10 protein-coding genes are annotated in these 11,413 nt (G+C 64.6%); 6 read left to right on the top strand and 4 right to left on the bottom strand.

From position 1 onward, the window contains the following. Positions 1 to 2: 2 nt before the first annotated feature. The gene (locus B0G82_RS16205; RefSeq protein ID WP_121307940.1) at positions 3 to 899 is read right to left on the bottom strand and encodes a LysR family transcriptional regulator; all 897 of its coding nucleotides are present in this window, start codon (positions 897 to 899) and stop codon (positions 3 to 5) included. A gap of 145 nt (positions 900 to 1,044) precedes the next feature. On the opposite strand from B0G82_RS16205, the gene tam reads away from it, so the two are divergent. Continuing rightward, positions 1,045 to 1,821, top strand: a complete 777-nt coding sequence (tam, locus tag B0G82_RS16210; protein WP_121307941.1) for a trans-aconitate 2-methyltransferase — start codon at positions 1,045 to 1,047, stop codon at positions 1,819 to 1,821. Between the two features lie 185 nt (positions 1,822 to 2,006). Beyond that, positions 2,007 to 2,372 (top strand): hypothetical protein, encoded by a 366-nt coding sequence (locus B0G82_RS16215; RefSeq protein WP_116116971.1) that lies wholly within the window; start codon positions 2,007 to 2,009, stop codon positions 2,370 to 2,372. 236 nt (positions 2,373 to 2,608) lie between these two features. On the opposite strand, the gene B0G82_RS16220 is transcribed toward B0G82_RS16215, so the two are convergent. Then, positions 2,609 to 3,445 carry an oxidoreductase gene (locus B0G82_RS16220; protein WP_199730135.1) on the bottom strand — a complete coding sequence of 279 codons (837 nt, stop codon included), beginning with the start codon at positions 3,443 to 3,445 and terminating at the stop codon, positions 2,609 to 2,611. Positions 3,446 to 3,657: 212 nt separating this feature from the next. Between B0G82_RS16220 and B0G82_RS16225 the strand changes: the two genes are divergently transcribed. The 3 genes from B0G82_RS16225 (at position 3,658) to B0G82_RS16235 (ending at position 5,784) form a co-directional block, all read left to right on the top strand. Next, on the top strand, positions 3,658 to 4,605 hold the full coding sequence (locus tag B0G82_RS16225) for an AraC family transcriptional regulator (RefSeq protein WP_121307942.1): 948 nt from the start codon (positions 3,658 to 3,660) through the stop codon (positions 4,603 to 4,605). Between the two features lie 73 nt (positions 4,606 to 4,678). Beyond that, positions 4,679 to 5,302 (top strand): glutathione S-transferase, encoded by a 624-nt coding sequence (locus tag B0G82_RS16230; RefSeq protein WP_121307943.1) that lies wholly within the window; start codon positions 4,679 to 4,681, stop codon positions 5,300 to 5,302. 134 nt (positions 5,303 to 5,436) lie between these two features. Continuing rightward, complete coding sequence (locus B0G82_RS16235) at positions 5,437 to 5,784, top strand: hypothetical protein (protein ID WP_241974594.1); 348 nt, start codon at positions 5,437 to 5,439, stop codon at positions 5,782 to 5,784. A gap of 96 nt (positions 5,785 to 5,880) precedes the next feature. Here B0G82_RS16235 and fabV read toward each other — a convergent pair whose 3' ends face one another. Next, positions 5,881 to 7,077, bottom strand: coding sequence for an enoyl-ACP reductase FabV (gene fabV, locus B0G82_RS16240; protein WP_121308723.1), 1,197 nt, complete (start codon positions 7,075 to 7,077; stop codon positions 5,881 to 5,883). A 182-nt stretch (positions 7,078 to 7,259) separates the two neighbouring features. Here fabV and B0G82_RS16245 point away from each other — a divergent pair, with 182 nt between their 5' ends. Next, the gene (locus B0G82_RS16245; protein ID WP_121307944.1) at positions 7,260 to 9,764 is read left to right on the top strand and encodes a transglycosylase domain-containing protein; all 2,505 of its coding nucleotides are present in this window, start codon (positions 7,260 to 7,262) and stop codon (positions 9,762 to 9,764) included. 226 nt (positions 9,765 to 9,990) lie between these two features. On the opposite strand, the gene B0G82_RS16250 is transcribed toward B0G82_RS16245, so the two are convergent. Then, complete coding sequence (locus B0G82_RS16250; RefSeq protein WP_121307945.1) at positions 9,991 to 11,346, bottom strand: MFS transporter; 1,356 nt, start codon at positions 11,344 to 11,346, stop codon at positions 9,991 to 9,993. Positions 11,347 to 11,413 lie beyond the last annotated feature (67 nt).

Raw genomic sequence — 11,413 nt, forward strand, 5'->3', positions numbered from 1 at the left:
CATCACGCTTTGAACGTCGCCTGCTCGAGAATCATGTTGTAGAGCGCTTGCGCGGCAGGTGACAACTGCGCGGTCTTGCGCGCCACGAGCACGAGTGTGCGCGACACGGTGGGCTGTGTGAGTTCGACAACGCGCACCGTCGGATACGCGCCTTTCTGCAACGCAAGCGCCGGCACCACGGCCGCGCCCACACCCTGCGCGACCAGTCCGACAGCCGTCGAGCTGCGCTGCACTTCGTAGAACGAGCGCAGCGCCAGGTGGCTCGGCGCCAGCGCGACGTCCAACAACGCACGGTTGCCGCTCACCTCGCCGGCAAAGATCAGCGGATACGATTGCAACTGCTGCCAGGCGATGCGGCGCCGCTTTGCCAATGGATGATCCTCGTGGCAAATCAAAACGTAGCGGTCCTTCGTGAGCGGCACGCTCGCCAGATCGGGATGATGCTCGCCCGCGATATTGATGCCAAATTCGACTTCGCGGCGCAGCACGGCCGCTTCCACCGCGGACGACGCATGATCGAGAATCCGGATGCGGTTATGCGGATAACGCGCCGAATACGCCTGCAAAATACGCGGCAGATACTGCACGCCAACCGTCGGCACGCAGGCTATGGACACATCGCCGCGGCGCGCCACGCCCGTCTCGCGGATTTCGACCAGCGCATCGGCGAGTTCACCGAGCAAGCGGCGTGCTTGCGGCAGAAAACCGCGCCCGATTTCGATGAGCGCCATGGAGCGCGTGGTCCGCTCGATCAGCGTGACGCCGAGATAGGTTTCGAGCTTGCGCAGACGCTGCGTGATGGCGGTTTGCGTGACGTGCAGCGAATCGGCGGCGCTCTGGAAGCTGCCGCGATCCGCGATGGCGACGAACGCCTGGACGCCGAGCGTGTCGATTTTCATCAGTAAAATTGAGGAATCGGAGTGATAAATTCATTTTACTCCGCACGTCGCGCCGCCGAGAATGGGCGGATTGGATCGGTTGGAATGCCGCGCGGTTCAGATCGACGGTCACCGATCTGGCCACCCTGAACACAAGGAGTCCCAGATGACGTCGAAGAAGGATTGGCACGCGAAGCAGTACGTGATGTTCGAAAACGAGCGCACGCGTCCGGTCAGGGATCTGCTGGCGGCCGTGCCGACGGCGGATGTGAAGACTGCGGTGGACATCGGCTGCGGACCCGGCAACTCGACCGAGACACTCGCGGCGCGCGTGCCGGGAGCGGCGGTCAGCGGTATGGACAGTTCGCCCGACATGATCGCGGCGGCCCGCCAGCGACTGCCGCAATTCCGCTTCGATGTGAGCGACATTGCCACGTGGGACGCGCCCGGACCCTACGACCTGATCCTCGCCAATGCGGTGCTGCAGTGGGTGCCCGACCATGAGCGGCTGTTTCCGTCGCTGGTCGGCAAGCTCTCGCCGGGCGGCAGTCTCGCCGTGCAGATGCCGGACAATCTCGACGAACCGGCGCACCGCCTGCTGCGCGAGATTGCCGCCGATGGTCCGTGGGCGCACAAGCTCAAAGGTGTCGAGCGCACCATGCGCTACGGCGCACAGTGGTATTACGCGTTGCTCGAACCGCTGTGCGCGCGGGTCGACGTGTGGCGCACCGTCTATCACCACCCGCTCGCGGGTGGCGCGGACGCCGTGGTCGAATGGTTCAAGGGCAGCGCGCTGCGGCCGTTTCTCGCCGAACTCGACGACGCGGAGCAAGCCGCTTTCCTCGGGCGTTACCGCGAGGCGATTGCCGCGGCTTATCCGGCGCTCGCCGACGGCACGGTGCTGCTGCCGTTTCCGCGCCTGTTCATCGTCGCTACGCGCTAGCGGCGCGGGCTCGCGAGCGAGGCGTGGTGCGGCCCGCGGGCCGGCTGCCGTGCCGATGTGGCGCCGCCGCGCCAGGGTACTCAGGAATTGCCGCGCTTGAATTCTGCGTGATATTGTTCTATCGAAGCGGAGGCCGGCGACACGCCGTCCTCACCGGAACGCAATCCACCGCAGCGAGCGTCGCCATGAGTGATGTACGCCATCATCTGAGTCCACGGGACCGTCTGGAGCTGTTGTGCTGGCTCACATGCGGCAGTCTTGGCGCTTATTACCTGAATGAGGACTGGCCCGACGCGGCGTTCCACGTGCAAGCCGCGCACAAGTGGCTCGACCGCCGGGCGCGGGAGGCCGACTGGCTGACGATCGCCAAGCTGACCGCTACCGCGGTGGAGATCGCCCGGCGCCACGCGCGGTTTGTCGAGGCGGACTGGGCGAGAGATGCGGTCGAGGAGATTCTCGATACGGATGAACTCGATCCTCAGGCCCGGCTCGTTCGGCAAGTCATTGCCGATTGTCAGAATGCTTTGTCGGATAAAAGGTTGGCGGATTAAGGTTCAATCACGCCCCCCACCGGCTGAGCAGTTCGGGGTGATGCGTTCGCCACCACCTCGCCGCCGGCCCCACCATATTGCGCTCGATTCCCCGCCGCATGCCGGCCGTCCTGCCATTGAGCGTTGACGACCGACGGCCGAGTGCCCCACCCAGCGCGCTTTTTTGCCGACGAACGTAGTTCCGTTTTAGGGCACGCGCTCGCCTCGCAATTCGCAAGCTCAATTGAGTTATCGCGTCAGGCGAAGTCAGTCGAGCGCGACAACGCCTCCCACGTTTCGATTTCCTCGTTCAGTGCCGCCAGCTTCGTCTTCACCAGGTCGAACGCATCGTTGCCGAGCAGCAGATGCACGGGCGGATTCTCTGCCGCGACGATTTCCAGCAGCGCCTGCGCCGCCTTGCGCGGATCGCCCGCCTGCTTGCCGCTCTTTGCCTCGCGTGCTTCGCGAATCGGGTCGAACAGGGCGTCATAGTCGGCGATGCTGCGGCCCGCGCGGATCATCGAGCGGCCGGCCCAATCCGTGCGGAACGAGCCGGGCGCGACGGCCGTAACCCTGATGCCGAAGCCCGCCACTTCTTTGGCGAGCGTGTCGGTGATGCCTTCGAGCGCGAACTTGCTGCCGCAGTAGTACGCAATGCCGGGCATCGTGATGAAGCCGCCCATCGACGTGATGTTGACGATGTGGCCCGAGCGCCGCTCACGCATGGCGGGCAGCACGGCCTTGATCATCGCTACCGCGCCGAACACGTTGACGTCGAATTGACGGCGCAGATCGTCGAGCGGCGACTCTTCCAGCGTGCCCTCGTGTCCGTAGCCGGCGTTGTTGACGAGGACGTCGATCGGGCCGACGCTGTGGGTGATCGCGGCGATGGCGGGCGTGATCGCCTCGAAATCCGTGACGTCGAGCACGACCGCGTGCGCCCGTTCGGCCGCCAACGCCGTGAACGCATCGCGCGCGGCCTCATTGCGTACCGTGCCGACGACGGTATGGCCCGCGTCGAGCGCCGCCTGCGCGAAGGCGCGGCCGAAGCCGGAACTGACGCCGGTGATCAGAAACGTTTTGCTCATGGTGATCCACTCCTTGATTTTGTCCGTCATCACATGGCGCTTTCGGGCGAAAACGCGGGGCATCGACGGAAAAGGCCCAGAACTGAATGGTAGGAGCGGCAGGGCCGGGCGCGAATGCCGGGTCGTCTGCGTTGATTGCCTAATCCTATGAACGGATGGATTTTTCGACGCTGCGGTGGCAGAGTGCAATCTGCTTAACCATATCGACGGGGCCCGCAATGAAGCACAAGCATCAGGATCCGGGCGCGCGGCAACGCATGGTGGCCTTGCTCGAAAATCTCGCGCCGCTGGAAGGCTACAACCTTACCGTGCTGCCCGACGTGCGCTTTCTGCGGTCGAACCGGCCGCTGAGCCGCACCCCGGTGCTGTACGACCCGGGCGTCGTGATCGTCTGCCAGGGGCGCAAGCGGGGCTTTCTCGGCGAGACGGTCTACGTGTACGACGCACAGCACTATCTGGCCGTCTCCGTGCCGGTGCCGTTCTCGATGGAAACCGAAGCGAGCGAGGCGAAGCCCTTGCTCGCCATCTATTTCCGCCTCGACTTCAAAGTCGCCGCGGACCTGATGCTGCAGCTGGACGAGCGGGACGCGGGCGTGCCGGCCGAACCGCGCGGCATGATGTCGACGCCGCTCGATGCGAAGCTGAGCGCTTCGGTATTGCGTTTTCTTGAGGCGATGAGCGTGCCGCTGGAGGCGCAACTACTCGGACCAGCGCTGGTGCGCGAAATCTACTTTCACGTGCTGAGCGGCGAGCAGGGCGGATCGATGCGCGCCGCACTGACCGCGCAAGGCCAGTTCGCGCGAATCGCCAGAGTGATTCGCAAGATTCACGCGTGCTATCGCGAACCTCTCGACATCGGGCAGCTCGCGCTGGAAGCGAACATGAGCGTGCCGAGCTTCCACTCGCACTTCAAGGCGGTGACGCGCACGTCGCCGATGCAATATCTGAAGTCGACGCGGCTTCATCAGGCGCGCCTGCTGATGGTGAGAAACGAGGTGACGGCGGCGCACGCGTGCGTGCAGGTGGGCTATGAAAGCGCCTCGCAATTCAGCCGCGAATTCAAGCGCCTGTTCGGCCGCAGTCCGGTCGAAGAGGCTGAACGGATGCGCAAATCCTTCGCCGTGCCGCCGCCGGCGCCGGGTACCGTCTTCGTCGCCTCGCACTGAGCGGAGCTGGCCCGGCGCGCGTGGCGCAAACTGTGTCTGTCCGTTGCATCGAGCCGTCGATACGCTTTGACCCATGCTACAGATACTAGGCAAGACCTCATCCATCAACGTCCGCAAAGTCTTGTGGACCTGCGCCGAACTCGCGCTTCCATTCGAACAGCAAGACTGGGGCTCCGGATTTCGCGCGACCAACGTACCGGAATTTCTCGCGCTGAACCCTAACGCCATGGTGCCCGTCATTAAGGACGGCGAGTTCGTGCTGTGGGAGTCGAATTCGATCATCCGCTATCTGGCCGGCCGCTATCGAGGCGAGTGGTTATATCCGCTCGATCCATGCGAGCGCGCCCGCTGCGATCAATGGATCGACTGGCAGGCGAGCGAATTGAACCGTTCCTGGAGCTACGCCTTTCTGGCGCTGGTCCGGCATTCTCTGGCCCACCAGGATCCGCGGCAGATCGAGCTCTCTTGCGCGAATTGGGCGAGGCACATGGCCATGATCGAAGGACAGTTGCGGAAAACCGGCGCGTTCATCGCCGGGGACGCGTTTTCGCTTGCGGACATTCCGCTCGCGCTGTCGATCAACCGCTGGCTGGAAACACCGCTGCAGCACAGCGATTTGCCGGCGGTTGACGCGTATATGGCGCGTCTCGCCACGCGCGAAGGCTACCGGATGTATTGTCGCAACGGTACGCCGTAACGCCTGCACGAATTCCCGCGCCTTACAACAATCCGTGCGCAATGCTTACGGATTCCTGAGCATGCACGCGCTGCTGCGCGGCGCGCCCCGACTCGCCTACAATGGCCACTTTTGCGACACCGATTGAAGGTTCCATGATGCGGGTATCGAAAGTTGCGCTGGCGTTGCTGGCCGCGTGTTTCACTCTGAATGCGAGCGCCGAGATGACGGCCGCGCAGTACAAACAATGGGCGCATGCCGATAACAACTCGATCTACGCCGCGTACATTACCGGCACGATCAACGCGTTCGGCTGGGCCAACGGCGAACTGGTATCGAAGAAGAAGCCGCCGCTCTTCTGTCCGCCGCAAAATCTCGCCATCGGCAACCAGAACGTCTATCCGTTGCTTGACACGTTCTTCACCAACCACCCGGGCCTCTCGGACGATTTCCCGGTCGGCCTCGCGATTCTCCGTTCGCTTCAGGCGGCGTTTCCCTGCTGAGGCACATTCTGAGGAGCGTCGCTTGCCGGTGGACGGCAGCAACGCGGTTTAACGGGCGCAAGCCCGAAGCGGGGCCGCCCAAGGCCCCGCGCTTCATCAAACCTGCACGAGCTTCGGAATCTGCACGTCCGGATTGACGTCCGCTTCGTAATCCACGCCTGCGATCTCGAAGCCGAACAGACGCAGGAAATCCGTCTTGTAGCCGCTGAAGTCGGTGAGTTCGTAGATATTGTCGTTGGTCACCTGGGTCCACAGTTCCTGCACGCGGTTCTGCACCTCGGGGTCGAGCTCCTTGTAGTCCGCGCGCAGACGGCCTTCTTCGTCGATGTGCGGCGCCGCGCCGTACAGGCTGTCCTTGTACAGGCCGTAGACCTGCTCGATGCAGCCTTCGTGCGTGCCTTTCTCCTTCATGACCTTGAAGAGCAGCGACAGATACAGCGGCATCATCGGGATTGCGGAACTTGCTTGCGTGACGACCGCCTTCAGCACGGAGACGCGCGCATCGCCGCCCTTGGGCGCCAGCTTTTCGCGAATGCCCAGCACTTTCTGGTCGAGGTCCTTCTTGGCCGCGCCGATCGAGCCGTTCCAGTAAATGTCGTGTGTGATCTTCTCGCCGAGGTAGGTGAACGCGGTGGTCTTCGCGCCGTCCGCGAGCACGCCGGCTTCGAGCAGGGCGTCGATCCACATCTGCCAGTCTTCGCCACCCATCACCGCGACGGTGTCGTCGATTTCCTTCTGGCTGGCGGGTTCGAGCACGGTTTCCTTGATGACTTCCTTGTCCGTGTCGATGCCGCGCAGATTTACCGCCTTGCCGACCGGCTTGAGCGTCGAGCTGAACACTTCGCCGCTCTTCGGATGCGTGCGCTTGGGCGCGGCGAGGCTGTAGACGACCAGGTCGACCTGACCCAGATCGCGCTTGATGACTTCGATGGTGCGCGCTTTGACTTCATCGGAGAAGGCGTCGCCGTTGATGCTGGTCGCGTACAGGCCTTTTTCCGTGGCGAATTTCTCGAAGGCGGCGCTGTTGTACCAGCCGGCCGTGCCAGCCTTGGTTTCGCTGCCGGCGCGCTCGAAGAACACGCCGAGCGTGGCGGCGTCCGAGCCGAACGCCGCGCTGATGCGGGCGGCGAGGCCGTAGCCCGTGGATGCGCCGATCACCAGCACTTTCTTCGGGCCGTTGGCGATGGGGCCGCGTGCCTTGACGTAGTCGATCTGTTCGCGGACGTTGGCTTCGCAGCCGGTCGGATGGGTGGAAACACAGATGAAGCCACGCACGCGCGGTTTGATGATCATGAAGCACCTCTTGTCGGAATTGGCGACATTATAGTGGGCCGCGTAGTGGGCCGCGATGGTTGCGGGCGCGCCGCGGCGCTTTGGCTTCTGACCGCGCTCCGGCCGCGCGCCGTGGGCAAAAAATCGGCCGCTGCCGCGCAACTTGGTAGGATTGCGCCTTTCCCGTCCGACGATTGGCTAGTGTGAAGCGCCTCATCCCCTCATTTCTGGCGGCCCTCGATAAAGGGCTGACCCTCGCCAACCCGCTCGTCGCCCAGGCTCTGTGGCACCTGCGCCACCCGACGCGCCGTGGCGTGCTGAAGGCTTGCGCGGCGCTTCCGCTGTTGCTGGTGCTGTACGTGCTGATCCTGATTCCGTTCACACCGGGCATCGGCGACATCCGCAAGGCCAAGATCGAGCAGCCGGCGCAGATCCTCTCGGCGGACGGCAAGCTGCTGGCCGAATTCAAGCCGTCCAACCGCGAGTGGGTCAAGCTCAAGGACATCTCGCCGAACGTGGTGAATGCGCTGATCGCCACCGAAGATCATCGCTTCTACGAGCATTGGGGCCTCGATTGGCGGCGCACGGCCTCGGCCGCGCTGCATACGTTTTCCGGCGACCGGCAGGGCGGCTCGACCATCACGCAACAACTCGCCCGCAATCTCTATCCTGATGAAATCGGCCGCGCGCCGACGCTCACGCGCAAGCTGAAGGAAGCGATCACGGCCTTCAAGATCGAGGCGCTCTACAGCAAGGACGAGATTCTCGAGACCTACCTGAACACGGTGCCGTTCCTCTACAACGCCTATGGCATCGAGATGGCGGCGCGCACCTATTTCGACAAATCGGCTTCCGACCTGAACGTGCTGGAAAGCGCGACGCTCACCGGCATGCTCAAGGGCAACAGCTACTACAACCCGGTGCTGAACCCCGAGCGTGCACTGCAGCGGCGCAATACGGTGCTTGGCCAGATGGTCAAGTACGGCAAACTGACGCCGGCCGCCTACGCGACGTTGAGCCGCCGGTCGCTGCGCATCGATTTCGAGCGCCAGACCGAGCCGCCCGGCCCCGCGCCGCATTTCGCGCAGCAACTGCGCAAGTGGCTGGCGTCGTGGGCGGACCGGAACGACTACAACATGTATGCCGACGGGCTGGTGGTGCGCACCACCATCGATTCGCGTCTGCAGACCATGGCGACTCAGGCCGTGACCTTGCAGGGCAACCAGTTGCAGGGCATCGCCAATGCGGCGTGGGGCAGCCGCGCGGGCTGTTCGAACGGCCGCGATCTGCTGCAGACCTTCCTGCGCGAAACGCCCGACTACCGCGCCGCCAAAGACGCCGGCCTGACCGATGACGACGCGCTCAAGCGCGTCTCGTCCGACCGGGATCTCGTGAAGTCGGTGTGCGAGTCCAAAACGCGGGTGCAGGCGGATTTTCTCGCCATGGACCCGCGCAACGGCCAAATCCGCGCGTGGGTGGGCAGCCGCGACTTCAGCCAGGACCCGTTCGACCATGTCCAGCAGGCGCGGCGCCAGCCGGGCTCGACCTTCAAGCCGTTCGTCTACGCGGCGGCTTTCGAGTCGGGCGCGAAACCCGCCGACACTTTCATCGATAAGCCCGTGGAAATTCCGCTGGCAGGCGGCGAAATCTGGCGTCCGAGCGACGAGGACGAGCCGAGCGAGCGCAAGATCAGCCTGCGCGACGGGCTCGCGTATTCGCGCAACCGCATTACCGCGCAACTGATGGAGACGGTCGGGCCGGACAAGGTTGCCAGATTGGCCCGCGCGATGGGCGTGCGCGACAGCGAACTGGATCCGGTACCGTCGCTCGCGCTCGGCACGAGCCCTGTCACGCTGAAGGAAATGGTGTCGGCCTACGGCACGATCGCCAACCTCGGTGCCTACGTGGAGCCGGTTATGGTGACACGCATCGAGAACCGCAAAGGCGAGGTGCTGGCCGAGTTCGCGCCGGTGTCGCCGAAACAGGAACTGCCCGCCGACACCGACCGTGTGCTGATCGACGTCATGCGCGACGTGGTGAACCGTGGCACGGGTTCGAGCATTCGCAGCCGCTTCGGCGTGCGCGGCGACGTCGCGGGCAAGACGGGCACCACGCAGGGTAATGCGGACGGCTGGTTCATCCTGATTCATCCGCAGCTCGTGGCGGGGGCGTGGGTCGGTTTCAACGACAGCCGCGTGACCCTGCGCAGCGACTACTGGGGCCAGGGAGCGCACAGCGCGCTGCCGATCGTCGGCGATTTCTTCCAGCGCGCGCAGCGTTCGCGGCTGGTCGATAGCCGAGTCAAATTCGCCACCGACCAGCAGCCGGGTTGGTTCGCCGAACGCTCGGGGAGGTTGCGCGAGTGGTTCCAGACTCTGCTCGCAGGGTCGCCGGGCAAGCCGGAGGCGCCGGTTGTGCAGCGCGGGACGACGCGCCGGCCGCCGGCTGCCGCGCCGGGACAACCGGCCGTCGCGCCGTCGGCGTCGGCGGCTTTGGCCGAGCCGCGGGGATTGCCGCAGCCGCCGCTGCTGCCGTCACCGGGTTCGGCGCCGGCGGCTGCGAGCGGGGCGGTCGACGGTGAAGCGCGCGGTGGCGGCGAACCGGCACTGGCGCCGACGCCCACCCCCGACGACGTGGTGCCGCCGGACGCCGGCAGCCCGGCTAACGCGTTGCCGGAGACGTCGGCGGGCGGGCGCGGGTCGCCGTGAACTGAGCGGGGTAGTCCGCGCTGCGCGGTTGAGCCGGGTCGGCGCTTTTCTCGGGAGCGGCTCAATTCGCAGCGCTCTCCGCAGGTACGGCCGCGCTCGCATGGTTTCTTTTCAAAGCACGGCTCTGCTCGTGGGGCGCTTTCCACAAATGCGTCTGAGCCACGCATTACTTTTCAGCGGCGCGGCGACCTGACGCGACTCGCTTCCGCCGCGGCGGCCAGCGCCGCTACGACCTGGCCGCCGCCTCGGTCGCCCCCATCGGCTCCGGATCCGAAAACCCCGCCGCCGCTTCGAGCGAAGCATCGTGATGCAGCAACAGCACGGCCGCGACGCCGACTAGCCCCGCGCCCGACAGGCACAGCAAACCGGCGCCGAAGCCGCCGGTGCTGTCCTTGATCCAGCCCATCGCATACGGTCCGAAGAAACCCGCCAGATTGCCGAGCGAATTGACCGCCGCGATGCCGCCCGCTGCCGCCGCACCCGACAGGAACGAGGCCGGCAAGGTCCAGATCACCGGCAGGCAACCGAAGATGCCGAACCCGGCAATCGACAGCGCGATCATCTTCTGCACCGGATTGTCGAGCCCGGCGGCGGCCGCGATGCCGCCCGCCGCCACCAGCAGCGCAATCGCCACGTGCCGTTTGCGTTCGAGCTTGCGGTCCGAGTGGCGTCCCCAGAACACCATGCTGATCACGCCGACGATATACGGCAGCGACGTCACGAAGCCCGTCTGCAGATTGGTGAGCCCGAACGATTTGACGATCTGCGGCAGGAAGAAGCTCAGTCCGTAGTTGGTTGCGTTCGCACCGAAATAGATCAGGGCGACCGCGAGCACGCGCGGGTTGAAGAGCGCCTCTTTGACGCTGAACTTATGCACCGCTTCGCGATGCGCGCGCTCCTGCGTCTGGCGCGCGACCAGCCAGCGGCGTTCGTCGGCGGCGAGCCAGGCGGCGTCGGCGGGCTTGTCGGTGAGGTAGGAGAGTACGACGAACGCGAGCACCAGCGCGGGCGCCGCCTCGATCAGATAGACCCACTGCCAGCCGGCCAGTCCGGCGAAGCCGTCCATCGACAGCAAGGCGCCGGAAATCGGGCCGCCGATCACCGTGGACAGCGGAATCGCCGCCATGAAATAGCCGACTACGCGACCGCGATACGCGGCGGGAAACCACAGCGTGAGCAGGAAGATGATGCCCGGGAAGAAACCCGCCTCCGCCACGCCGAGCAGAATCCGCAGGCCGTAAAACACGTGCGCGGGGGAGAGGCCCGTGAAACGCGCAATATCTGGGATATACGCCATTGCGCCCGCGAGAATGCCCCACGTGAACATGATCCGCGCGATCCAGCGGCGCGCGCCGAATTTCTCCAGCAGCAGATTAGATGGGACTTCGAAGAAAAAATACGCGATGAAGAAAATCCCGGCGCCGAAACCGAAAGCACTCGCGGACAGGCCGAGCGCCTTGTTCATCTGCAGTGCAGCAAAGCCGACGTTGACGCGGTCGAGATAGGCAATGAAATAACACAGGATAAGGAACGGCACGAGCCGAACCGTTACGCGTTTCATGGTGCGTGCTTCGAGCTCCATCGATGTCTCCTCCGGTTCAACGGCCGGCTGGTTTAAATGATGTCGTTACAGACTAGACGCTGAAAAC

Origin of the sequence: Paraburkholderia sp. BL17N1, assembly GCF_003634175.1 — a bacterium.
GTDB lineage: Bacteria > Pseudomonadota > Gammaproteobacteria > Burkholderiales > Burkholderiaceae > Paraburkholderia.

Excerpts from the sequence above, each read along its gene's own strand:
- B0G82_RS16205 (WP_121307940.1), bottom strand. The coding sequence starts at position 899 with ATGAAAATCGACACGCTCGGCGTCCAGGCGTTCGTCGCCATCGCGGAT.
- tam (WP_121307941.1), top strand. The coding sequence starts at position 1,045 with ATGACGTCGAAGAAGGATTGGCACGCGAAGCAGTACGTGATGTTCGAA.
- B0G82_RS16215 (WP_116116971.1), top strand. The coding sequence starts at position 2,007 with ATGAGTGATGTACGCCATCATCTGAGTCCACGGGACCGTCTGGAGCTG.
- B0G82_RS16225 (WP_121307942.1), top strand. The coding sequence starts at position 3,658 with ATGAAGCACAAGCATCAGGATCCGGGCGCGCGGCAACGCATGGTGGCC.
- B0G82_RS16230 (WP_121307943.1), top strand. The coding sequence starts at position 4,679 with ATGCTACAGATACTAGGCAAGACCTCATCCATCAACGTCCGCAAAGTC.
- B0G82_RS16235 (WP_241974594.1), top strand. The coding sequence starts at position 5,437 with ATGATGCGGGTATCGAAAGTTGCGCTGGCGTTGCTGGCCGCGTGTTTC.
- fabV (WP_121308723.1), bottom strand. The coding sequence starts at position 7,077 with ATGATCATCAAACCGCGCGTGCGTGGCTTCATCTGTGTTTCCACCCAT.
- B0G82_RS16250 (WP_121307945.1), bottom strand. The coding sequence starts at position 11,346 with ATGGAGCTCGAAGCACGCACCATGAAACGCGTAACGGTTCGGCTCGTG.